This is a genomic window from bacterium, from assembly GCA_021372535.1.
Lineage (GTDB): Bacteria > Latescibacterota > Latescibacteria > Latescibacterales > Latescibacteraceae > JAFGMP01.
In genome coordinates, this window is sequence record JAJFUH010000036.1 from 15,451 (window position 1) to 40,316 (window position 24,866).

The following is a 24,866-nucleotide window of genomic DNA, read 5'->3' on the forward strand; positions in this document are numbered from 1 at the left end:
TGACTGCTTATGAATAAAACTGCATTTTTATATCCCGGACAGGGTTCACAGACAGTCGGTATGGGAGTTTCTCTCATATCGTCGTTTCCTGAAGCGGCGGATGTCTTTGAACAGGCTTCCAGCCTTGCCGGATATGACATGGCGGCGCTCTGTTCCGGGGGGCCGGTTGAAAAACTCTCCCGAACCCTCTATACTCAGCCGGCGCTTTATACGGTCGAGGCAGCCATCACCGGTATTCTTCTTTCAGGCGGAACCGAGCCTGCCGCGGTCGCGGGTCATAGTCTCGGCGAGTTCAGCGCCTGGTTTGCGGCGGGTGTGTACGATTTCGGGGATGGTTTCAGGCTTGTCTCGGAAAGAGCACGGCTCATGGACAGCGCCGATCCCGAAGGAAACGGCACCATGTGCGCTGTTATCGGACTGTCCGCCGAAGTCGTGGCGGACATATGCTCCGGTATCGATGGCACCGTTGTGGTCGCAAATTATAATTCTCCGCTCCAGCAGGTTATTTCGGGAGAAAAGAAAGCGGTCGAAAATGCCGGTATGGTTCTTAAAGAACATGGCGCGAAACGCGTGCTTCCCCTGAATGTGAGCGGCGCGTTTCATTCCCCGCTTATGGAAAAAGCCCGGGATAGTTTTTCGGAATCGGTCGATACGGCCGCTGTCACCGATGCACGTATTCCGGTCTATGCCAATGTCACCGCCGCTCCGGTGACATCTGCCGATCAGATACGGCAGCTCATGGTGCGTCAGATGACTTCTCCGGTCAGATGGACTGAGACGGTTCAGGCCATGATACGGGATGGGATTGAAGAAGTGTATGAAATCGGCCCGGGAAACGTTCTTGCCGGTCTGATTAAGCGGATCGACGAGTCGTTGACGGTTCGATCAATATCCGATGCGGACAGCCTCAGGGGGATTTTATGAAACGTCTTGAAGGGAAAACAGCACTTATAACCGGAGGCGCACAGGGTATCGGAATGGTTATCGCACAGCGGTTTGTTTCGGAGGGCGCCCAGATCGCCCTGTGCGATATCAATCCGGAAACAGCGGAGCGCACTGCACAGGTTCTTTCCGGGGAAGGTGGTATAGTCAAGGCATTTGTCATGAATGTCGCCAATGAAGAGAGTGTAAACAGTGCCATAAAAAGTATTGCGGATGAATTCGGAAAAATCGATATTCTGATTAATAATGCCGGCATCACCCGTGACAATCTGATGCTCAGGATGAAAACAGAGGACTGGAATGCGGTTATTTCGGTTAATCTTACCGGGACTTTTCTGGTTTCGAGAGCAGTAATAAAAATGATGCTGAAAGCTCATTATGGCCGTATAATAAATATTGCCTCGGTCGTCGGTGTGGTAGGCAATCCCGGCCAGGTGAATTACTCGGCTTCCAAGGCCGGAATAATCGGCATGACGAAAACCATGGCAAAAGAATTCGCATCGCGGTCTGTCACAGTGAACGCTATCGCCCCCGGTTTCATACAGACGGAGATGACCGAACATCTGCCGCAGGAAGCAAAGGATGCATTCCTCACGGTTATACCTCTCAACAGGCCGGGGTTGCCCGAGGATGTGGCCGGAGCCGCTGTTTTCCTTGCATCCGATGATGCTGCGTATATAACAGGCCAGGTTATATGTGTCGATGGCGGCATGGTAATGTGAAAATGATAAGAGTGCTGGTGGTATTTTTGTGAAACATTAACAAAAACTGATTCGGAGGACTGACAATGAATCTGGAAGAAAGAGTTAAAAATCTCGTGATTTCTCAGCTCGGTGTCGATGCTGGCAAGGTGACAAAAGATTCGTCGTTTATCGATGATCTGGGAGCAGATTCCCTTGATACCGTAGAGTTGGTCATGGCTTTCGAGGAAGAATTCGATATGGAAATTTCCGATGACGAGGCCCAGAGACTCAAAACGGTCGGTGATGTTATCACCTATCTGACAAGCAAAGGTATTGAATAAGCGAATGAGTGACCGACAGGTATTAAAAAACGTACTTCGTACTTCGTAAATCATAGTTTTTTGCCTGTCGGTTTCGTCCTTATTCTCGGGTAAAAAAACATAAACTGTCAGGAAACGAAATGGGAAATGAACGAAGAGTAGTTGTGACAGGTCTTGGCGTTATTACACCGGTTGGCAACAATGTTGGTGATTTCTGGAAGGCACTTATAGAGGGCAGAAGCGGCATCACGACTATTACCAAGTTTGATACCACCGATTTTAAAACACGTATCGCGGGCGAGATCAAGGATTTCAATCCTGAATCCGTTATCGAAGCCCGTGAAACCCGGCGCATGGATTCGTTCACCCAGTATGCATTGTATGCTTCATTTGAAGCAGTAAAAAGCAGCAGACTTGATTTCGATAACGAGGACCCCTTCCGTATCGGTGTGATCGTCGGTTCCGGAATCGGTGGAATCAATATTCTCGAAAAAACGGTTGAAACATACCTGACCAAGGGACCATCACGGGTATCCGCGTTTTACATTGCGGGCATGATAACCGATATCGCGCCGGGATACATTGCCATGCGGTATGGTTTGAGGGGCCCGAATTACACGACTACATCGGCATGCGCCTCGGGGGCTCATGCTATCGGCGAATCGTATAATACCATCGTTCGCGGGGATGCGGATGTCATGATAACCGGTGGCACCGAAGGCGCTGTTTCACCGACCTCTCTTGCGGGCTTTATCAACATCCAGGCTCTCTCGCGGCGGAATGACGATCCCCAGAGGGCATCGAGACCATTCGATGTGAACAGGGACGGCTTTGTCATGGGCGAAGGCTCAGGTATACTTGTTCTCGAGGAGCTCGAACATGCTAAAAAACGGGGTGCGACGATTTACGCCGAAATGACCGGCGCGGGTTTTACTGGTGATGCATATCATGTTACCGCTCCGCACCCGGATGGTATCGGCGCTGCCCGTGCGATGGAGATAGCTATTGAGAAATCGGGTATGACCAAAGATGATGTTGACTATATCAACTGCCATTGCCCGTCGACACCCGCCGGTGATGTAGCCGAGGTCAATGCCATCAAACGCGCCTTCGGAGAAAAAGCATATGGATTGACGCTTTCCTCCACTAAATCGATGATCGGGCATCTTCTCGGAGCGGCTGGCGCTGTCGAATTGATCACCACGATTCTTACGGTTAAGCATGGAATAGTGACACCGACGATTAATTGTGAGAATCAGGACCCGGAGTGTGATCTGAATTGCACACCGAACAAATCTGTTAATAAAACGGTGAATTTTGCGCTGTCAAATTCATTCGGATTTGGCGGTCATAATGCCACACTTGCTGTCAAAAAGTATTCTGAATAACGTATGGGTATGATGTGGTGGCTGAAAAGACTGTTCAGACGTGACAGGCTGCCGTTCAACATTGAAGCTGTCGAGTCGGCTATCGGGTATCATTTTGTCGATACGTCCCTTCTTTACATAAGCCTGAAACACCGGTCATATTCCCAGGCCATTGACGGGAATGTCGATCTTTCGAATGAGCGGCTCGAGTTTTTAGGGGATTCCGTTCTGAACATGATCGTATCGCACTTTCTGTTTATGATGAACCCTTCATTTCAGGAAGGCGAGCTGACCAAGCTGAAAAGCGCCCTTGTGAGTAAAACATCGGCGGCTGTTATCGGGAAAAGGATAGGCCTTGACCGGTTTATCCTGCTCAGCGATTCCGAGGAGGGCTCGGGAGGCCGGAAACGAATCTCGTTGATCGCCGACACCTATGAAGCCATAATCGGCGCGATTTACCTCGATGGGGGAATCGAGGCATCGCGGGCGTTTATCAGAACCACCATGCTTGACGAAATTGATTATGTGCTCGGAGAGGTGCAGAAGAACTACAAGAGCCTTCTTCTTGAATATACGCAGGCGAAGAAGCTCGGACACCCGGTTTACAAGACTGTTTCCGCCGAAGGCCCGGATCACGATAAAATGTTCACCGTTGAGGTATTCATCAAAGACCGTTCTTACGGTATCGGCAAGGGAAAAAATAAAAAATCGGCGCAGCAGAAAGCCGCAGAAGCGGGTCTTGCTCATCTTATGAAACGGAGCCGGAAAACGGAGTGATACGGGCGGATTTGATGATATTCCTGCCGTTCCATGAAAATGTATATGCCTTCATAAAGTCTGATGATGTGATGCCCGGATGCGGGAAAGTGAGGATTCGATGATCGATTATCTGTTGAATGAAGACCAGAAAATGATTCGCGATGCGTGCCGTGAAATCGCCGAAGAACATATAAAGCCGGTCAGAGCCAAATATGACGAAGATGCAACGTTTCCCTGGGACATCGTGGAGGTCCTGAGGCAGGCCGATATTTTCGGGGTCTGTATTCCCGAGGAATACGGCGGATTTGGAGGCGGCGCACTTGAGAACGTGATCGTCCTCGAAGAGCTCTCCCGCGGCTGCGGCGGAATTGCGCTGGCGTATGGCGGCACGGGTCTCGGAACCTACCCGATCGTCCTGTTCGGCAGCGCTGAACAGAAAAAACGTTTTCTGCCCGATATCGCCGCCGGTAAACGGCTTGCGGCATTCGGACTTACCGAGGCAAATGCGGGGTCCGATGTCGGCGGGATCGAAACGACCGCTGTGAAGGACGGCGATCATTACATTCTCAACGGCACGAAGCAGTGGATAACGAACGGCGGTGTAGCCGAGATATACAGTGTATTCGCGATAACCGACAGGTCAAAAGGCCCCCGCGGCGCTTCCGCGTTCATTGTCGAAAAGGACACCCCCGGCTTCACGTTCGGGAAAAAAGAGAACAAGATGGGAATCCGGGCTTCCGCGACGAGCGAGCTCGTATTCCAGGACTGCCGTGTGCACAAGGACAATCTTATCGGGCGCGAAGGCATGGGCTTTATCATCGCGATGCGTGTGTTCGACAATTCGAGGCCCGGAATCGGGGCGCAGGCTGTCGGTATCGCCCAGTCGGCTTTCGAGGAAGCGATAGCCTTTGTCAAGCAGCGCGAACAGTTCGGCAAACCGGTCAGCTCCTTTCAGGGCGTGCAGTTCATGCTCGCTGACATGGCTTCGAAGATCGAGATGTCCCGCGCGCTCGTATATGCGACGGCCCGGATGATCGATTCGGGGGCAAAAGACATCACCCTCGCAGCGGCAATGAGCAAGCTCATTCCCGCGGACATGGCCATGGAGGTTACAACCGATGCGGTTCAGCTCATGGGCGGAAGCGGATACATGAAGGAGTACCCGGTTGAAAAGATGATGCGCGACGCCAAAATCACCCAGATATACGAGGGAACGAATCAGATCATGCGTCATGTCATCGGTCTCGAACTCCTTAAAAAATATTGAGATAATGATTGTGCATGGATTATGTACACGTTGTTTTGAATGAGTATGTGCTTTAACAATAAACCGCGGCTTCCAAGGGAAACATGACTACACAGGGAACAACATGGCGCTTTCTTGACATGGAAAAAGGAAGCGCCTTTTTTAATATGGCCTTTGATGAAGCTGTCATGCATCAGGTAAAATGCGGAGCTTCACCACCGACTTTCAGGGTTTACGGCTGGGCGCCTCCCGCCATCACTCTCGGCTATTCCCAGCCGGCTGACGAGGCGGTCGATTTTGAACGGTGTATCGGGGACGGCATCGATGTCACGAAGCGCCCGACCGGCGGCAGGGCCGTATATCACGATGAAGAGATCGCGTATGCAGTTGTCGCGCCCGTCGATGATCCCCGTTTCGGCGGCTCCATCATGGAAAGCTATAGTTCCGTCAGCCGTGTGCTCTGCGACGCTCTCAATGCGGTGGGAGTAAATGCATCGATCGAAAGCGGCAGAACCGGCCGTGAGGCGGCTCCCCATGCAATGCACAATCCCTGCTTCCTGAGCACTTCACGGTATGAGATCACCTGCGGCGGGAAAAAAATCGCCGGCAGCGCACAGCGGAGGTTCGGTACGGTTTTCCTTCAGCACGGCTCCATTCTTACCGGACCCGGGCAGGAAAAAATCGCCCGTTACGTACGGGATCATTCGCTTACCGAATGGCTCGCCGAACATGTTAATGAAAAGTCGACGTTTGTGAAAGCGCATGTCGATATATCATTTTCTGATGACATGCTCAGGAAGTCCCTTCTCGATGCGTTTTCCCGCGCGGTGGACGGCGATGTCGCTGTCGCTGTGCCCTCGCGGGAAGAGCTTTCACTGGCCGAACGTCTCGCAACGGAATATTATGGTTCGAAAGGATGGATTCTGGGATATGAAAAACGAACTCGTGTTTGATTTTTCCAATCTCACCGAAAGTAAGGTCGGCGAGCAGGGTATTCCCGACAGTCTTATCGATTCGAGTATCAAAAAAGCCCGCGATGTGGATGCCGACATTGAGCGGCAGTATAAAAACGGCGGTCTTCCGTACCGCGATCTCCCCGCCGCTGATATTCAGCCACTGATCCGGTACGCCGGGAAAGCTCTGGGACATTTCGAGAATTTCATCAACGTCGGGATAGGAGGATCGGCTCTCGGCGCTCAGGCGCTTGTCATGGCGCTCCGTCACCCATTCCACAATCTGCTGGGAGACCGTAAAACAAACGGGATGCGAATGTTCTTCGCCGACAATATCGATCCCGATTACCTTTACGGCATGCTCGATGTCTGCGAACCCCGGAAAACGCTCTACAACATCATTACCAAGTCCGGCTCGACCGCCGAGACCATGGGAACGTTCCTCCTCGTGAAAACCGCCCTCGAAAAGACAGTCGGTGCCTCGTGGAGGGATCATATCGTCATCACGACCGACCATGCGAAGGGCGATCTCAGAAAAATCGCCGACAGCGAACATATCGATTCATTCGAGGTGCCGGACGGCGTCGGTGGACGCTTCTCGGTTCTGACCCCTGTGGGACTTCTTCCCGCTGCCTGCGCCGGTATCGACATTACCGGACTCCTCGACGGCGCCGCGGTGATGAAAAAACGTCTCGATTCCGCCGGTGTCATGGACAATCCCGTATACCTGTATTCCCTGTACCAGTACCTGCTCGACACCGCGCGGGGGAAGCGTATTTCGGTCATGATGCCGTATTCGAACGCGCTCTACGGTCTTGCGGACTGGTACCGTCAGCTCTGGGCGGAAAGCCTCGGGAAGAAGGTCGATCTGGACGGCGCCGTGGTTAATGTCGGTCCGACACCGGTCAAGGCGCTCGGTGTAACGGATCAGCATTCACAGGTGCAGCTCTATGTCGAGGGACCCTTCGACAAGGTGTTTACCATCCTTGCGGTCGGCGCGTTCAGACAGAAGCTTCCCATGGAGCCGTCGTACGAAAAAATGTCCTCGCTCGAGTACCTCGGGGGACGTTCCATGGCCGAGCTTATCGAAGCGGAGCGCCTCGGCACCGTGTACGCCCTCACATCGGCTCAGCGACCTAATATGACTATAACTTTTCCCGAAGTCACGCCGTCCACCGTCGGGCAATTTTTGTACGCGTTTCAGACGGCGACCGTGTTTTCGGGCGGATTGTACCATATCAACCCGCTCGACCAGCCGGGGGTTGAGGCCGGAAAAATCGCCGCGTTCGCGCTCATGGGACGTCCCGGATATGAAGCGAAAGCCGCCGAAATCAGGAAGGGACTCGGTGGGGATACACGGTATGTTAAGTAAAGTGGCAAAGAACCAGAGTGACAAAGGGACAAAGAGATTCCACTATTTGGTGAAGTTATAAACTGAAAGTCTGAATGATGAAACGCCTTTTCCTTATAATTGCATCGATCATACTCGTGTATCTGCTTGTACTTATGGGTGCTCTCGACCGCCCCGAGGACAGCCCGCGCTTCCACATGAAAACCCCGGTTCCCGTTGATGCGGATACCTCGAAGTGCAATCCGGGAAAATATGGCGGCCGTGTCCTGATCGGTGCGCTCGGCGACCCGAAGACTTTCAATCCTCTTGTAGAAAACGAATCGTCGAGCCGTGATATCATCGCGCGGTTGTATGCGTCGCTCACGGTACGGAATAACATCACGCAGGAGATCGTTCCGAGTCTCGCATATGCATGGGAGTTTTCGGATGATAATCTTGAACTGACCTTTCATATGCGCAGGGGAGCGCTCTGGAGCGACGGTGTTCCTATTACCGCATATGACGCTGAATTTTCATATACCGCCCTGTATGACTCCCTTGTTCACAGCAGTTACAACGATATTTTACGTGTCAACGGACAGCCGTTTGTCGCTGCTGCCGTTGATTCATTCACCTTTAAAGTCACTATTCCATCGCCGATGGCGCCGTTTCTCATGTGGGCGGGCGATGTGCCCATTCTCCCCAAACACATTCTGAAGCCCTATCTCGACAAGGGAACCTTCGACTCGGCATATAACGTGAGCTGGCCGCTCGATAATCTCGTTTCGTGCGGACCCTATCTCGTTGAAAAATACGAGTCCGGGGTGAAAACAGTCCTCCGCCGCAATCCGAACTACTGGCGTATCGACCGCAACGGCAACCGTCTGCCGTACATCGAGCGTATTATTCATGTCAGTTTCCGGAGTCCGGAAACCATGCTCCTCAAGTTCCAGACCGGCGATCTCGACATGATCGAGATATTGAATCTGGCGGATGTTCCCATCCTGGAGCGTGACGCCGAAAAGGGGGATTATAAGGTTCTCAGTCTCGGTCCCACGCTCAACCAGAACATGTTCTGGTTCAACATGAATCCGGGCAGGGACAAGAGCGGCAAGCCGTTTGTCGAACCCTACAAGCTCAAGTGGTTCACCGATGTCCGGTGGAGAAAGGCGATGGCGCATGCGGTCGACCGTCAGGGCATCTCGGCGACCGTGTTCAACGGTCTTGCCCAGCCGAGCTACGGCCCCGAATCTCCGGCAAACAAGGTCTGGTATAACCCGAACATTATCAAATACGATTACAACCTCGATAAAACGCGTCAGTACCTCGACAGCATGGGACTCATCGACCATGACGGCGACGGTATCCGCGAGGATGCGGACGGCAACCCGGTCGAATTCACCATGATAACCAATACGGGAAACGGCCAGCGTGACCTTATCGGAAACCTCATCAAGGACGATCTCGCGAAGGTAGGGGTCAGGATGAACTTCAATCCGATCGAATTCAATACGCTCGCCGTTAAAATCGACAACGAATATGATTACGATGCATGTCTGCTCGGAGTCGGCGGGGGCGATCCCGATCCGTCGAGCGGGCAGCATATGTGGCTTTCGAGCGGCCGCATACATTTCTGGTATCCGAACCAGCAGAAGCCGGCGACGGAGTGGGAAGCGCGGGTCGACAAGCTCATGAATCTCCAGATGACCACCCTTGACAGGGCTCAGCGAAAAGCGTATTATGACGAGGTTCAATACATTATTTCCGACGAAGCGCCTTTCATATACCTTGTCACTCCGCAGGTGTTCGTGGCGGTGAAAAACAAGTTCAGAAACCTGGTGCCGACCATTCTCTCGCACCGTCTCCTCTGGAATATCGAAGAAGTCTGGATAGAATAGGATAAACAGTTGCGAACATATATTCTGAAACGTTTCGTGCACATGATTCCGCTGCTTCTGGGGATAACCTTTTTCAGCTTCCTGATTATCAGTCTTGCTCCCGGCGATTATCTCACCGCAATGTCCCAGAATCCGCAGATCAGCACCGCAACAATCGAGGGACTCCGTGCGAAGTTCGGGCTTGACAGGCCCTGGTATATTCAGTATGCAAAGTGGCTCTGGAATGCGATCCACCTCGATTTCGGCTACTCGTTTGCCAACCAGGTGCCGGTGTTTTTCCTCATCCGGGAACGCATGCTCAATACGCTGATACTGGCCCTCTCGGCAGCGCTGTTCGCATGGGGGCTTTCCATACCGCTTGGTATCATCAGCGCAGTCCGGCAAAACACGTGGGTCGACCGGTCGTCCTCGTTCGTATCGTTCATCGGGCTGTCCATACCAGAAGTGTTTTTTGCGCTTCTCATGGTGCTGTTCGCCGCAAAATCGGGGTGGTTTCCGGTAGGCGGCATGAAGTCGATAGATTTCGAATATCTGTCCTACCCGCGGCAGATTATCGACCTTCTCTACCATCTCGTGCTTCCCACCATCGTGCTGGGGAGCATTTCCATGGCGGGACGGATGCGCCAGATGCGGGCGAACCTGCTCGATACCCTTCTTCAGGACTATATCCAGACCGCCCGCGCCAAAGGACTGAGCGAGCGTATCGTTATTTATAAGCATGCGCTCCGTAACGCCATCAATCCGCTCATTACCCTGTTCGGATTCACCCTTGCAAACATGCTTTCGGGCGCATTTCTCGTCGAGGTCATCATGAGCTGGCCGGGCCTGGGAAGGCTTACCCTCGATGCGCTCTTTTCTCGCGATCTCTATCTCGTCATGGGCTCGCTCCTCATGGCGTCGGTCATGCTCATTTTAGGGAATCTTGCGGCCGATATTCTGCTCGCCCTTTCCGACCCGAGGATCAGGTATGAATAGTGAGCGGAAACAACTGTCCCAGTCGCCCTGGGCGCTTTTCTGGCGGCATCTCCGCAGGAACACCGTTGCCATGACCGGCGGTGTTATCCTGATTGTGCTGTACGCGGTTGCCCTCTTTGCCGGTTTCGCCGCGCCGTACGGCATGGAAACGCAGAACCGCACGCTCTTCTACTGCCCGCCGACCGGAATTCATTTTTGTGACGCTTCGGGGAAGTTTCATCCACGGCCTTTCGTTTACGGCAAAAAACTTGTCGACCGCCGCTGGACACAATACGCGGACGATACATCGCAGATGTACACCATCAGAATCGGTGTCAGAGGCGACCGTTATAAATTGTTCGGTCTCCTTACTTCAAGCTGGCATCTGTTCGGCGTCGGGGGTGATGGCCGTATTTTCCTGCTCGGTACGGATCAGTTCGGCAGGGATGTATTCTCACGGCTCCTGTATGGCGCACGGATTTCCCTGTCGGTCGGGCTTGTCGGCATATTGCTTTCGTTTACGTTCGGAATGCTGATCGGGGGCATATCGGGATATTTCGGCGGGCTGACCGATACGGTCATCATGCGGTTTACCGAGCTGGTCATGTCGGTTCCCGCGCTGTACCTTATCCTGGCGCTCCGCGCCGCATTTCCCACGAATATCGAGTCCGGCAGGATGTACCTGATAATCGTCGCGATCCTCTCTTTCATAAGCTGGGCGAGCATGTCGAGAATTATCAGGGGCATGGTGCTTTCGATAAAGGAAAACGACTATGTCACGGCGGCGCGTTCGCTCGGGCTGGGTCATATGCGCATAATAATTAAGCACATTCTGCCCAATACGCTGTCGTTTGTAATCGTGGCGGCGACAATATCGGTGCCGGGATACATTTTAGGCGAAGTTGCGCTGTCGTTTCTGGGCGTCGGAATTTCCGAGCCGGTGGCGAGCTGGGGAAATATGCTCAATCAGGCGCAGAGTGTGCGGGTGCTGACATCGTTTCCGTGGATACTGGCTCCGGGATATGTGATATTTCTGACCGTTCTGGCGTTTAATTTTCTCGGCGACGGCCTCCGTGATGCCCTCGACCCGCGGAAAATCATGGAATCGAAATAAGTGTGTTTGTGATTTACATAAAAATGTAGCACATAGAATGCATTGTGGTATTACACAATGGAAAGAGTTCGGAGTACTCGATGAGCGATCATCTGCTTGAGATCAGGGGACTGAAAACTTATTTTCATATGGAAACCGGCGTGGCGAAGGCTGTCGATGATGTCTCGTTCCACATTGACAAAGGAGAAACCATCGGGCTGGTCGGCGAGAGCGGCTGCGGCAAAAGCGTTACCGCGCTGTCAGTCATGCGGCTCATTCAGTCGCCTCCCGGGAGGATCGATGCCGGGGAAATTCTGTTCAACGGCCGTAACCTTCTCGCGCTTTCCGAATCGGAGATGCGCTCTGTCCGGGGAAACGATATCGCCATGATTTTTCAGGAGCCCATGACCTCGCTCAATCCGGTTTTTACCATCGGTTCGCAGATAATAGAGGCGGTCAGGCTTCATCAGCGTGTCGGGAAGAACGAAGCCCGTAAACGCACCGTCGAAATGCTCAGGCTTGTCGGCATATCCGATCCCGAGCAGCGTGTCGATGAATATCCGCATCAGCTTTCGGGAGGGATGCGTCAGCGGGCGATGATAGCCATGGCGCTCTCGTGCAATCCCGATCTGCTTATCGCCGACGAGCCGACCACTGCGCTCGATGTCACCATTCAGGCGCAGATCATGGAACTTCTCGCGCGGCTTCAGGATGAGCTTAAAATGGCGATCATTCTCATCACACACGATCTTGGCGTAGTTGCCGAATCAACGCGGCGCATGGCGGTCATGTATGCGGGACGTATTGTCGAGGAAGGCTCGACCGGGGACATTTTCGCCGCCACGGCGCATCCGTACACGAGGGGTCTCATCGAATCGGTGCCGAGGCTCGATGCTCTTCAGGATCGCCTGACTGTCATAAAGGGCACGGTGCCTGATCCTGCGGACCTGCCTCCCGGGTGTCCGTTCAATCCGCGGTGCCCGCTTGCGGATGACCGGTGCAGGACGGAACTGCCGGAATTGAAAAGTGTCGGGACAAATCATTCATCGAGGTGTTTCAAGAGTGATAAGGTGACAGCGTGGAAAACAATAACAACATGATTCTTACCGTTAACGGCCTTAAAAAGCATTTTCCCATCAAAAAGGGACTTTTGTCGAAGGTTGTGGGATATGTCAAGGCTGTAGACGGCGTTTCTTTCGATATCAGGCGGGGCGAAACCCTCGGGCTGGTCGGCGAGAGCGGCTGCGGAAAAACGACGACCGGAAGGCTCATTCTGCGGCTTATCGAGGCAACTGCTGGAGCGGTGACGTTTGACGGGGAGGATGTTTTTGCGGCGAAACGGTCGGAGCTCCGTGTTTTCCGCCGGAGGATGCAGATCATCTTTCAGGACCCGTACAGTTCCCTTAATCCCCGGATGACTGTGGGAAGCATGATCTCCGAGGTGCTCAGGGTGCATAATCTTGCATCGGGAAAGGCGGTGCATGAGCGGGTAGGGGAACTGCTTGACATGGTCGGCCTTGCCCCGCGGCATGCGTATCTGTATCCCCACGAATTTTCGGGCGGACAGCGGCAGCGCATCGGTATCGCACGCGCCCTCGCCGTTTCCCCGGAATTCATTGTCGGCGATGAACCGGTGAGCGCCCTCGATGTTTCTATCCAGGCGCAGATAATCAATCTGCTCCAGGACCTGCAGGCGCGGCTCGGCCTGACCTACCTTTTCATCGCGCACGATCTGAGCGTCGTCCGGCACATATCGAACAGGGTTGCGGTGATGTATCTCGGTAAAATCGTCGAGCTTGCCGATTCAGCCGTGCTTTATGAGAATCCCCTTCATCCGTACACGACCGCTCTCATGTCGGCGGTACCAATACCCGATCCGAGCGTTCATAAGAAGAGAATCATTCTGGGCGGCGATGTTCCCTCTGCCTCGATGATTCCCACGGGATGTCCGTTTCACACACGGTGTCCCGAATGTATCGATGACTGTAAAGTCACCGTCCCGGAGCTCGAAGACAAGGGAAACGGTCACATGGCGGCATGTATCCTCCGCTGATGGAACATGTGCCAGATAAAATTTCATACCGACACAATAACGATTCACGGAAATAAAGGGCAGCATATACCATCACGCTCGCATGACTTTTGAGCAGAACCATCAATGAACGGGGATAATTCTGATGAATTCGCTTCATATTTTTGCTGTTTGTCTGAAAAGGCTGAGCTTTATCCTGATTCTTTTGTGCGGGGCATTTGTATCGCCGCACAGTGCCTATGCGATTGACAGTATCGACACAAAGTATTTTACGATAATATACGATGAGAACGGAGAATTCACCGCCGGTGAAATTGCTAAGTTCTGCGATGATGTCTATGAAAAACTCATGGCAACCTATGATTCCTTCGATGATAATCCCCGCGTTACCTGTCTCGTGAATGACGCGGTCGATCTTGCCAACGGTTATGCCATCTACTACCAGAATACGATCACCATATATGCCACCAATATGGATTATGAACTTCGCGGTCAGTCGAGCTGGCTGAGAAATGTGTTCGTGCACGAGATGACTCATATGGTGGCGCTTAAAAAGGCTGCCCGTGGCCCGGTGAATTATACCGAAATAGGGGGGGGAAAATACAACAAGAATCCCGACTTCGACATATCCGTCGCTCTCTACCATCTCTCGCAGCCGGCGTGGTTTTCGGAAGGCACGGCGCAGGTCGCCGCCGAAACGTATGGTTCCGAGAGGTGGGATACGCACCGTGATATGGTTCTCAGAGCGGCATGGTATGAAAATTCTCTGCTTAACTTCGATGAAATGTCCGTTCTCTCCGGTCAGAAGGGGATGGATGCCGAGATGGTTTATAACCAGGGTTATGCCCTTTTACGGTATATAAAAAATACATACGGTTATGACAAGGTCATCGCGCTCAATAACTCCTCGGGTCTTTTCGATTTCAATCCTACCATCTCGGGTGTTCTCGGTATCAGCTCTAAAAAGCTGTACGAGAACTGGAGTAAATCGCTCGATGAACGGTATGCTTCCTTCAGGAACAGGCCGCCTGTCGAGGGTGAACTCGCTCAGGACAATGGCGCAATGGACTATTTTCCGGCCGTTTCCCCCGATGGGCGCTATCTTGCATGGCTCTCGGACAGAGGCAGGGATTATGCCATCACGGACCTCATGCTTACCGACCTTTCAACGGGGAAAACGCGCCGCATTGTCAAGGATGTCGATTACCGGGTGTCATGGTCTCATGACTCGGCCAGGCTCATATATGTCAAACGGCCTCCGAAGTACCCGAATTTTTACGATATCTATACATTCGATATCAAAACGGAAAAAGAAAGACGTATTTCCGTCCGGATGCGCGGTGTCGACCCCTCCTTTTCGCCCGGCGACAGTCTTATCGTGTTTGTAAGGAACGAGGGCGGCAATAATGCGCTCGCGGTCATGAACGCGGATGGCTCCGGGCTTCGCTACCTGACTTCCACGCACGACGGCACCCAGTTTTATCGCCCTTCCTTCTCGCCCGACGGATCGCGGATTATCTTCGGACTCTACCGTCAGAACCAGGACCGCGATATTGCAATTATCGATGCCGGTGAGCGCTCGTACCGCTACAAGTGGGATATTGCGGATTCCACATCGGGATACTCGGATTCGACCTCGTTTGCGGAAGAGGCCAATTTCAAGCTCATGATCGGTTCATCGGCTGATGAACGCGACCCGTGTTTTCTGCCGGATGGCAGCGGGTTCGTGTATTCATCAGACAGGACAGGTGTTTTCAATATATACAAGCTCGATTTTGCCACAAGCAGGGCATCACGCCTGACCGATGTCTATGGCGGCGCTTTCTGTCCTTCAGCCGCCGGAAACGGCGAAGTGTATTATGCGGGCTACAAGGCACGTGATTTTTCCATCTACAGGACATCTCTCGATAAAACCGTTGAAGAAATCAGAACGGTCAATGAAGATCGCACCTACCTCGTACAGCCCGAGAAATTCGACCTCTCCAAAAATTTTGCCGCGCAGCCGCTGACCCGCAAGAGAATCGTGAATGCCATTGTTCCCACATTCAATATCGGTCCTTCGTTCATCGGGAGCAGGTTCGGTCTGAATGTCGTGAATATGGGCGCGGATGTCTATGTATCCGATCTGCTCGGTCAGGATGCATTCATGTTCTCCGGCAGCGTGGGAAAAAACCTCAAGGAGGATGTCAGGCTCAACAACAGTTTCGACATTTACTATCAGCGTAAACTGGTGCCCGTTACATCGAGCACGTATACTCATTCACCGACTCTCTACGCGGAAGTATCCCGTGCGGAGATACATAACCTCATCGGGCGTTTGAACGGCGAGGCAGATTCGGTGTATTTCGCCGATATCGACGAGCTGGGCTACAAGAATGTGCTCCATGACCTTCATCAGGAGATAACGATTTCGGACATTTACCGTCACGAATTCCGTGATTATACCATGGGTATTCACATACCCCTTGCCCCGCGTCACAGTTTCATTATCGAGGGGGGACACCGGGAATATTATGAAACGCTGGGACGCGATCAGAATGTAAAGGATTTATCGACTTTTACGGTGAACGGAAATGATATTACCGATCAGGTGCCGGGCGCCCGGAGTTCATGGCTGTATCAGAACCGGTTTTTCACCGATCTCGAATACTTCAGCAGCAACGAGTTATCGCTCGCATATTCCTATTCCAGAATAAAACCTACAGCCGATTCGGACATTTCACCTCAGGGAACCGCGGCATTGTTCAGGTATAAGCACATGAGAGCCGCCGTTGCGGATTCCCTCGTGGGACAGATAACGCTGTATGTCCCGATGGGGATTTACAGCGACGGGTCGTTTGCAATGGGCTCCTATCAGATGGACCCGCTTCTCGATGATTACCGGCCGTACACGAAAAAACTCGATGTGAACGAGTATCTGCTGTATCTCCAGAGAAACCAGAAAATGCCGCAGTGGAATCATGTTCTGAGCGGAACGGCGCTGATCGGATACAGGGACCTTTCGTTAAAAGACCCGTGGAAAGGCGAAGGCAGCGGTTATGAGTGGCCGCTGAAATACTACCTCGGAGGACGGATTCTTTCGGGATACCCGTATTTTGCGTTCTGGGGCTCAAAGATTTTTTACAGCAGGTTCGAATATGTTTTCCCGGTTCAGCCTTATATATTCAGGAATGTATTGGGATTGCAGTTCCAGCGCCTCTATGGTTCCGCCTTTTTCGAGGCCGCCAAGACCTGGAATTTCCAGAAAATGAGCATGGACAGGATTCGCGCGGGTTCATTCAAACGGGATGTCGGTGTCGAATTGAGACTCAAAATGGTCAGTTTTTACCGGCTGACAACGCTTTTAACGGCAAGGATCGCATGGCCGCTCGATGATATGAACGATTCCCCCTACAAAGACCAGCGCGATGCCCGGCGGTATTATTTCGAGCTGAGGATGTAGACATGTACAGGATTCTCACGGCTGTTCTTCTGCTGTTTTTATGCGCCGGATGCAGTTATTACAGTGTTTCCGGCTCGCTGCCGGGCCACATAAAAACCGCCGCGGTCCCGCTGTTCGAAAACAAGACGGTCGAAGCGGGTATTGTCGAGGACCTGACCGACGCCATCGAGGCGGCTATCATTAAAAACGGTAATATGAAGATAACCGGTGAGTTTCAGGCTGATGCGGTTGTCAAGGGCACGATTGTTGAGCTGATAGACGAAGCCGATACCTTTTCGAAAAGCGAGAGCGCCAAACAGTTCAAGATTCGTATTTTCGCCGATGTTCAGTTCTTTGACCGTGTTAAAAACAAGGCGATCTGGGAAGAAAACAAAATGGAGGGGTGGGCCCGGTACGATGCTTCCGGATCATCGGGCTCTGATGGTTTGACACGTGAAGAGGCGATATCGGAAGCGCTCAAGATGCTTGCCGAAAAAATCATCGATAACACGGTTTCGGGATGGTAAAAAGATAGGCATAAGGCATAAGGTGCAAGGGACAAAGAGTCAAAGGGAAAAAGGGAGAAAAGAGAACAGTTCTAATGTGCGATTTACGATATGTACAAGTCAGCCAAGTCAAAATCGTACATTGAATATGCTGTCGTTATAAATCATCAATAATGCATATATAATATTATAAAAATATTATCTGTATAAATCCGCCCAATCCGCGTAAATCCGCGTTCTATTAAATTTTATAAATTGATCGGGGTATCACTCCTTCCGCGTTATTTTTCCTCCTGATTATACTGCAAGCCGGTTCCTGCCGGATACAGAGCCGAGATATCGGCGGGCAGCTTCCCGTGGGGCTTGAGCTTTCCGGAAATGACATCGATAGCGGCGTCCATGGAATGGACAGAAGGGGAGTTGGTTGCTACAAAAGCCCGGAATTCGGGGAATTCATTGATGATATACGGACTGTAAAATGATATGGCGATGGTTTGTTTATTTGTTTTTGTGATATTACGGATAAGATTCTTTGCTTCCTTCGTGAGCCGGTCTTCGGTCGGATGCGGTTTGATGAAAAATGAACAGAGAACCACATTTGCCTCTTTTACCCGCCGTAAAACTTCACGTTCAATGCTTTTGTCAGGAACCCCGATTACATTCATATGTTCGATGTATTCATAGGTCTGGACAAACTTGTTGTCATAAATTGTTGCGTCATAGCTTGAATACTCATCGACAAATGCTATCGAAACAATCGTTTGTTTTTTAAAATCGAGGGGAAGAATGTTCCCTTCGTTTTTAACGAGGGTGACCGAAGCTTCGGAAATATCTTTTGCGGTCTGGTCATACTCAGGAAGGCCGATACCTGCCACACCCCGCGGTGGAACATCGGTATCGATCAGATGAAGCTCCATTTTTTCTTTCATGGCCATGATGGCTTTAATCGATGATTCGAACATGGTCATATCCATATGGCCTTCTCCGGCCTCGAATAACAAAAGGTCGATAACCGGTATTTCCGATTGTCTGGTCTCCGGGATAATGAGCATGTCATATCCGGCTTTAAGGCTGGCAAGCACATAATTCATCTGCATGAGAGGGGATGAAGGGGCCTGTTCGTTTTCGATGAAACTGTTTACCACAAGACCGTTGAATCCCAGACGGTTCCGCAGTATCTCACCGATGAGATTATGCGCTTCCATGAGCGGAGACTGTGCCGGATCCACGCTCAGGATTATAGGTGTGCCCATGACAGAATATACGCCTGCATCGATACATTTCTTGAATGGTACAAGGCAGGAGGTGCTGCTGTCGGCGGATTGCGTGCCGGCGATCTTCTCAATCGGAAAATATTTCAGGCAGGCGGCGACTCTGGCTTCCTGGCATCCCTTGATAAAATTCATGCTGAGATTGGTGACGGTCTCTGTATCGCTTGAAAAACTCCTGTTTTTGAACTGATCCTCAAATGCATCGGGCGTGTTGACGACCGGCGCAAAAATCCAGTTGATTCCCTGCGCTTTTGCTTCGATCCCGGTGATTTTACCTTCACGATAAGCATAATCGATGGAACCGGTTGCGCCAATACCCATGGGAAACGTAAAACGGGTGGCTTTTTTATCCCAGTACCACGCTCCGGTTTCAAAATCGGCGCCTATGAGGAGCGGTACGGTATATTGTTCCTGCATCTGATCGATTTCTCCGAGAAGCTTGTTGGCATTAAATTCGTAAAGGTTTTCCGATTTTGTTTTTTCCGAGGGAGGTATGAGATAAATACCGCCGGGTTTGTATTTACGGATAAGGGTATTGATATTCTGCATATAGGCGGGTTCGAGAAAATAACGGATCGGATTGACACTAAGACAAAAAATCTGTCCGATCTTCTGCGGATCTGTCATGGTCGAAAGCGTATCGGCGAACCATGTGTCCGGAGTAGTTGTATTTACCTGTTTTTCACATCCGGTATGGAATAAACACACTACAGCAAAAGACAGCGAGAGGACGAGCGAGGCATTCTTTTTAAATCTCATGCAACCTTTTCCCTGTTAGATAAGATTCTTTGAATTACGACGAACAGTACGATGCCTGTGAAAATATAAATAAAACCATACAGACGCGGACCGAGAATGAGACGGCCGATTCCGAACAGGAACAGCCACACGCTCAGCGAGCCGAGTATCCAGTTCAGAAAGTCAATTCCGATATGGGGCTTCGGATGTATGAGTTCGCCCGCAGGTATGTGGTCGGAGATTTTTTTCCAGAGCGAGCCGCCGGGCTGAACCCGTCGATAGAAGTCCCTGAGATGTGCATCGGGAACCGGTTTTGTCAGAAAAGTGACCGTTACCCATGCAGTGGTGGATACGAGCGTCGTAACCAGCATGAGAACGGTGAAACCTTCATTGGTATCGTTGGAGTATCCCATGGCCATGAGAATGGAGGCGGTGATGAGTGAAGCGACCATGGCGGTTATCTCGCTCCATGCGTTGATTCTCCACCAGAACCACCTCAGTATGTAGACCAGCCCTGTCCCGGCTCCTATGGTCATCATGAATTTGAATGCCCCGACGACCGTGCTCATCATGAGCGTAACAATCGCCGAAACGATGAGGAGCAGGATGGTGGAAATTCGTGAGGCCAGCACATAATGTTTCTGGTCGGCGTTTTTGTTGATGAACCGCATGTAAAAATCATTGACGATGTATGAGCTGCCGACGTTGAGATTCGTTGAAATGGTGGACATGTATGCAGCCGCGAAAGAAGCGAGCATCAGTCCTCTCAGATAGGGGGGCATGTGGTGTATCATTACCAGAATATATCCGCCTTCGGGATCGCCGGAGCTGGGATACAGCGCGATAGATGCGAGCGCCACGAGAATCCACGGCCATGGACGGAGAGCATAATGGGCGATGTTGAACCAGAGCGCGGCAAGGAGCGAATTTTTTTCGTCTTTGGCGGCGAACATGCGCTGGGCGATGAATCCTCCTCCGCCCGGTTCGGCTCCGGGATACCATGCGGCCCACCATATCACGGCGATGTAGACGAAAATGGTCGTCAGGGGCATCCATGTCCCGTCGAGCCTGGGAAGGAAGTTGAGAGCGTTCGTTCCGTGGGGGGAAATCGCCATGACCTGATTTTTCAATGCATCGATGCCTCCGATATCCCTTATCGCAAAAAAGGCGAGCATGATGGATCCGGCCATGGCAATGATGAACTGGAAGAAATCGGTGACCACCACACCCCATAATCCGCTGAATGTGGAATATATGACCGTGACAAAAAGACAGATTGCAAGAGCGAGCCATTTATCGATTCCCATGGTCATCGAGATGATTTTTGCCATGGCTAGATTAACCCATCCCATGGTGATGCAGATTATGGGAAGCGCGAGGTAGAGCGCCCTGAAACCACGGAGGATGGCGGCCGGTTTGCCCGAGTACCGGAGCTCGATGAATTCGACATCGGTAATGACTTCGGCCCGCCGCCAGAGACGAGCGTAAAGGAACACGGTCATTATTCCGGACAGCGCCATATTCCACCAGAGCCAGTTACCGGCGATACCGTCTTTTACAACCATTCCGGTAACAGCAAGCGGAGTATCCGCCGCAAAGGTCGTGGCAACCATGCTGGTACCGACAAGCCACCAGGGGAGACTGCGGCTGGAAACAAAAAAACTCTGAATAGATGTACCCGCTTTTTTCGAAAAAGCCAGACCGATTCCGAGTGAGAAAAGGAAATACAGAATAATAAATGCCCAGTCGACCGTGTTGAGTACCATGGGATTTTTCCTTTTTTTAAAGGTGAATAAATCAAAATATAGCGCAGACAGCATATCTGTCAATGGTTTTATTCAGGAGAATACGCCGATTGAATGCTGGCTGTCGCCTGTTTTTAAAATTATCTCATTACGATGCTCCTTTCATACCTGCCCGCAAAGGAGCGGTATAGTGAAAAAAGGTGTTCTTATAGGGGGGACGTCGTTCGATACAAACTATTTGACTCAAAGTTTTAAAAACCGTATATTTAAAATCTATTTGCAGTATCTTTACACGATGAATTACCGTGATTTTTTATACTTCAGTCCCTCAAAGAGCCTGAAGATGTCCCGATGTACGGTAAAGTGGCTTTCGGTTACCCTGTACATCCGGATGAACCATAGACCATAAACACAAACCATAGACTAAGAATCAAACATGCTGAAAGCGATAAAAGGGACGAGGGATATACTGCCCGGTGAGACTGAGACATGGGGCCGGATCGAGCAGGTTGTCCGTGATACCATGGCAGTCTATGGCTATTCCGAGATACGGACGCCTGTATTCGAGGAAACGCCGCTTTTTGCCCGGTCTATCGGCGAGGATACCGATATAGTCGGCAAGGAGATGTTCACCTTCACCGATATGGGGGGGAGGAGTCTGACGCTTCGTCCGGAGGGTACTGCCTCGGTGGTCAGGGCATTTATCGAACATTCGCTCGACCAGCGCGGGCTGCCGCTCAAGGCATGGTACATGGGACCGATGTTCCGTCAGGAAAGACCGCAGAAAGGCCGTCAGCGCCAGTTTCACCAGTTCGGTGTCGAAGCGATCGGATCGCCGTCGCCTCTTGTCGATGCCGAAGTCATGATCCTGTTCGATAGAATCTGTGACAGGCTCGGTCTCGGTAAACTGACTGTTTCCGTTAACTCTCTCGGCGGGCCGGAAAGCAGGGGAGCATATCGCGAGGCGCTTGTTTCTTTCCTCGATACCGTCCATGATCGCCTCTGCGATGACTGCCGGAGGAGGAAAACGACCAATCCGCTCAGGGTGCTCGACTGCAAGGTTCCCCAATGCAGGGATATGCTCCGGGAATCCGGCGGACTTCCCCGGACACTCGATTATCTGACCGCTGAGGATAAAGCGCACTTTGAACAGGTCTGTGAATTTCTTGGCCGTAACGATGTAGCATTCACCCGCGACTGTTCGCTTGTCCGGGGATTCGACTATTATACCGGCACCGTTTTCGAGGTGCCGTATGGAGGAACGGGCAACGGCCAATCCTCGATCGGGGCGCAGTCGTCCATCATGGGCGGCGGCAGATACGATCGTCTCGTGTCGGAGCTCGGAGGGCCCGATGTTCCGGCTGTGGGTTTTGCATGCGGTATCGAGCGGCTGATTCTCGCCATGGAGAGTGCGGGAACGATCACGGCTCCAGTGGGAACGGCTTTTATATATGTTGTCGGCACCGGGGCCGGTTCGCAGGAGCGCGTGATGCGGCATGTTCAGGCGATACGGGAACTCGGAATTCCGGCGGATATGGATTACATGGGCAAGAGCATGAAGGCTCAGATGAAAACCGCGGCGAGATGCGGGGCGAGATATTCCGTTATTGTCGAGCCGGACGGTGACGCGGTTACTGTCCGCGACATGGAGAAATCCGAGCAGAATACGATGGTATTCGATGATTTTATCACAATACTGAAAAAAACGGTTCATTGAACAGATAAACTTATCATGAGGTATTGAATTGCGACTACGTAAAACACACAACAACGGCGAGTTGAGATTATCCGATAATGGGAAACACGTCGTTCTTTCAGGCTGGGTGCACCGCCGGCGTGACCACGGCGGTGTGATTTTTGTCGATCTTCGCGACCGCTGGGGGCTGACCCAGGTTGTTTTTAACCCTGAAAAGCATGCGGAAACCCATGCCGCCGCCGAACACATTCGCCCGGAATGGGTGATAAGCGTCAAAGGTATCGTGGAACCGCGCAAGGAAGGAATGACCAATCCCCGGCTCGAAACCGGTGAAGTTGAAGTGACATGCTATGATATAGAAGTGCTGGGCAGGTCCAAGCCGATACCGTTCCCGCTTGATGAGTACAAGGAAGTCGGCGAGGAAATCCGTCTCAAGTACCGGTATCTCGATATGCGGCGTCAGGAAATGCAGCAGAACCTCATTTTCCGTTCTCAGGTGGCGGCAGTCGTACGCACCTTTCTGCTGGAACGCAATTTTGTGGAGATAGAAACACCGTTTCTCATGAAAAGCACCCCGGAAGGCGCCCGCGACTTCCTCGTGCCATCGAGACGGACGTTCGGCTCATTTTATGCGCTTCCGCAGTCGCCGCAGATTTACAAGCAGCTTCTGATGATTTCCGGGTTCGATCGCTATTTCCAGATAACCAAGTGTTTCAGGGATGAAGACCTCAGAAAAGACCGTCAGCCCGAATTCACCCAGATCGACCTCGAGATGAGCTTTGTCGAGGAGGACGATGTTCTGCAGGTTGTCGAGGACCTCGTCAGGGAAATCTTCAGGAAGAACATGAACATGACCTTCGCCGAGAAATTTCCACGGATAACCTATGTTCAAGCAATGGACCGGTACGGTGTCGACAAACCCGATACGCGGTTCGGCCTCGAAATGGTCAATGTCGGCGATATCGTTCAGAAAAGCGATTTCAAGGTGTTCAGGAGTATCATCGAGAGCGGCGGGCTTGTCAAATCGATCAATGTCAGGGATGGCGCTTCCATGTCGAGAAGCAGGCTGGACGGGCTTATCGCTTTTTCGCAGGAACAGGGCGCCGGCGGTATGGCATGGATGAAAGTGACCGCTCAGGGACTCGAATCGAACATCGTGAAATTTTTCAGCGCTGAGGTTCAAAAAGAGCTTATAGGTAAAATGGATGCGGTTCCGGGCGATCTTCTCATTTTTGTCGCCGATAAACCCGCCGTAGTCAATAAAACCCTCGGGGCGGTAAGGCTCAAGCTTGGCGAGGACCTCGATCTCATTGACCGCTCACGGTTCGATATTCTGTTTGTTACGGAATTTCCACTTTTTGAAAAGGACGCCGAAACGGGAGAAGTTGTATCGATGCATCACCCGTTCACCTCTCCGATGGAGGAAGATATCAAATTCCTCGATACCGATCCGTTAAGTGTCCGCTCGCGGGCATATGATCTTGTCATAAACGGGACAGAGATCGTATCGGGTTCCATCAGAATTCATGACAGCGATCTGCAGATGCGCATGCTCGGAAAAATCGGAATATCGCCGGAGGATGCCCAGGAAAAATTCGGTCATCTCCTTCAGGCGCTCGAGTTCGGAGCTCCGCCTCATGGCGGTGCGGCTTTCGGCTTTGACCGGTTTGTCATGCTCCTGAGAGGACTGGGATCGATCAGGGAAGTCATCGCATTCCCGAAAACCAACCAGGGCATTTCGCTTATGGACAACACACCGTCCGAAGTGACGCGCGATCAGCTCATTACACTCGGATTGAGTGTACGGAAAACCTGATGTGTGCTTGACGCCCGGCCATAACTTTCACTTGACTTTCGGGCAAAAAAATATATTATGAATACTGTATGATATCATATCGTAAAACATGGTTCG

Annotated in this window: 19 protein-coding genes; 17 read left to right on the plus strand and 2 right to left on the minus strand. The window is 51.7% G+C overall.

What is annotated here, in order from left to right:
• Positions 1–9: 9 nt before the first annotated feature.
• The 15 genes from fabD to lptE all read left to right on the plus strand — a co-directional run bounded on the left by fabD (position 10) and on the right by lptE (position 17,525).
• Complete coding sequence (fabD, locus tag LLG96_03335; GenBank protein MCE5249231.1) at positions 10–924, plus strand: ACP S-malonyltransferase; 915 nt, start codon at positions 10–12, stop codon at positions 922–924.
• Entirely contained in the window at positions 921–1,664 is a 744-nt protein-coding gene (gene fabG / locus LLG96_03340) for a 3-oxoacyl-[acyl-carrier-protein] reductase (protein MCE5249232.1), read from the plus strand. Before fabD ends, fabG begins: the two co-directional genes overlap by 4 nt.
• A gap of 65 nt (positions 1,665–1,729) precedes the next feature.
• A complete protein-coding gene (locus LLG96_03345; GenBank protein MCE5249233.1) occupies positions 1,730–1,966 on the plus strand; it encodes an acyl carrier protein in 237 nt (78 codons plus the stop codon).
• 119 nt (positions 1,967–2,085) lie between these two features.
• Positions 2,086–3,333, plus strand: coding sequence for a beta-ketoacyl-ACP synthase II (gene fabF / locus LLG96_03350; protein MCE5249234.1), 1,248 nt, complete (start codon positions 2,086–2,088; stop codon positions 3,331–3,333).
• 3 nt (positions 3,334–3,336) lie between these two features.
• Positions 3,337–4,089, plus strand: coding sequence for a ribonuclease III (gene rnc, locus LLG96_03355; GenBank protein ID MCE5249235.1), 753 nt, complete (start codon positions 3,337–3,339; stop codon positions 4,087–4,089).
• 103 nt (positions 4,090–4,192) lie between these two features.
• Positions 4,193–5,338 (plus strand): acyl-CoA dehydrogenase family protein, encoded by a 1,146-nt coding sequence (locus tag LLG96_03360; GenBank protein ID MCE5249236.1) that lies wholly within the window; start codon positions 4,193–4,195, stop codon positions 5,336–5,338.
• 83 nt (positions 5,339–5,421) lie between these two features.
• Positions 5,422–6,270, plus strand: coding sequence for a lipoate--protein ligase family protein (locus tag LLG96_03365; GenBank protein ID MCE5249237.1), 849 nt, complete (start codon positions 5,422–5,424; stop codon positions 6,268–6,270).
• Positions 6,248–7,642, plus strand: a complete 1,395-nt coding sequence (locus tag LLG96_03370) for a glucose-6-phosphate isomerase (protein MCE5249238.1) — start codon at positions 6,248–6,250, stop codon at positions 7,640–7,642. Before LLG96_03365 ends, LLG96_03370 begins: the two co-directional genes overlap by 23 nt.
• Positions 7,643–7,716: 74 nt before the next feature.
• Complete coding sequence (locus tag LLG96_03375; GenBank protein ID MCE5249239.1) at positions 7,717–9,498, plus strand: ABC transporter substrate-binding protein; 1,782 nt, start codon at positions 7,717–7,719, stop codon at positions 9,496–9,498.
• A 9-nt stretch (positions 9,499–9,507) separates the two neighbouring features.
• A complete protein-coding gene (locus LLG96_03380) occupies positions 9,508–10,473 on the plus strand; it encodes an ABC transporter permease (protein MCE5249240.1) in 966 nt (321 codons plus the stop codon).
• The gene (locus tag LLG96_03385) at positions 10,466–11,566 is read left to right on the plus strand and encodes an ABC transporter permease (protein MCE5249241.1); all 1,101 of its coding nucleotides are present in this window, start codon (positions 10,466–10,468) and stop codon (positions 11,564–11,566) included. Before LLG96_03380 ends, LLG96_03385 begins: the two co-directional genes overlap by 8 nt.
• A gap of 80 nt (positions 11,567–11,646) precedes the next feature.
• Positions 11,647–12,645 (plus strand): ABC transporter ATP-binding protein, encoded by a 999-nt coding sequence (locus tag LLG96_03390; protein MCE5249242.1) that lies wholly within the window; start codon positions 11,647–11,649, stop codon positions 12,643–12,645.
• A complete protein-coding gene (locus LLG96_03395) occupies positions 12,642–13,598 on the plus strand; it encodes an ABC transporter ATP-binding protein (GenBank protein ID MCE5249243.1) in 957 nt (318 codons plus the stop codon). The genes LLG96_03390 and LLG96_03395 overlap by 4 nt, the downstream gene beginning before the upstream one ends.
• Positions 13,599–13,722: 124 nt before the next feature.
• The gene (locus LLG96_03400) at positions 13,723–17,019 is read left to right on the plus strand and encodes a hypothetical protein (GenBank protein ID MCE5249244.1); all 3,297 of its coding nucleotides are present in this window, start codon (positions 13,723–13,725) and stop codon (positions 17,017–17,019) included.
• A 2-nt stretch (positions 17,020–17,021) separates the two neighbouring features.
• Complete coding sequence (lptE, locus tag LLG96_03405) at positions 17,022–17,525, plus strand: LPS assembly lipoprotein LptE (GenBank protein MCE5249245.1); 504 nt, start codon at positions 17,022–17,024, stop codon at positions 17,523–17,525.
• Between the two features lie 260 nt (positions 17,526–17,785).
• On the opposite strand, the gene LLG96_03410 is transcribed toward lptE, so the two are convergent.
• Positions 17,786–19,534 carry a glycoside hydrolase family 3 C-terminal domain-containing protein gene (locus tag LLG96_03410; GenBank protein MCE5249246.1) on the minus strand — a complete coding sequence of 583 codons (1,749 nt, stop codon included), beginning with the start codon at positions 19,532–19,534 and terminating at the stop codon, positions 17,786–17,788.
• Positions 19,531–21,279: a Na+:solute symporter gene (locus LLG96_03415; GenBank protein MCE5249247.1), complete on the minus strand. Its 1,749-nt coding sequence runs from the start codon at positions 21,277–21,279 to the stop codon at positions 19,531–19,533. Before LLG96_03415 ends, LLG96_03410 begins: the two co-directional genes overlap by 4 nt.
• A 415-nt stretch (positions 21,280–21,694) precedes the next feature.
• Here LLG96_03415 and hisS point away from each other — a divergent pair, with 415 nt between their 5' ends.
• Together hisS and aspS are read left to right on the plus strand one after the other, a co-directional pair.
• On the plus strand, positions 21,695–22,975 hold the full coding sequence (gene hisS / locus LLG96_03420; protein MCE5249248.1) for a histidine--tRNA ligase: 1,281 nt from the start codon (positions 21,695–21,697) through the stop codon (positions 22,973–22,975).
• Positions 22,976–23,003: 28 nt separating this feature from the next.
• A complete protein-coding gene (gene aspS, locus LLG96_03425) occupies positions 23,004–24,770 on the plus strand; it encodes an aspartate--tRNA ligase (GenBank protein ID MCE5249249.1) in 1,767 nt (588 codons plus the stop codon).
• Positions 24,771–24,866 lie beyond the last annotated feature (96 nt).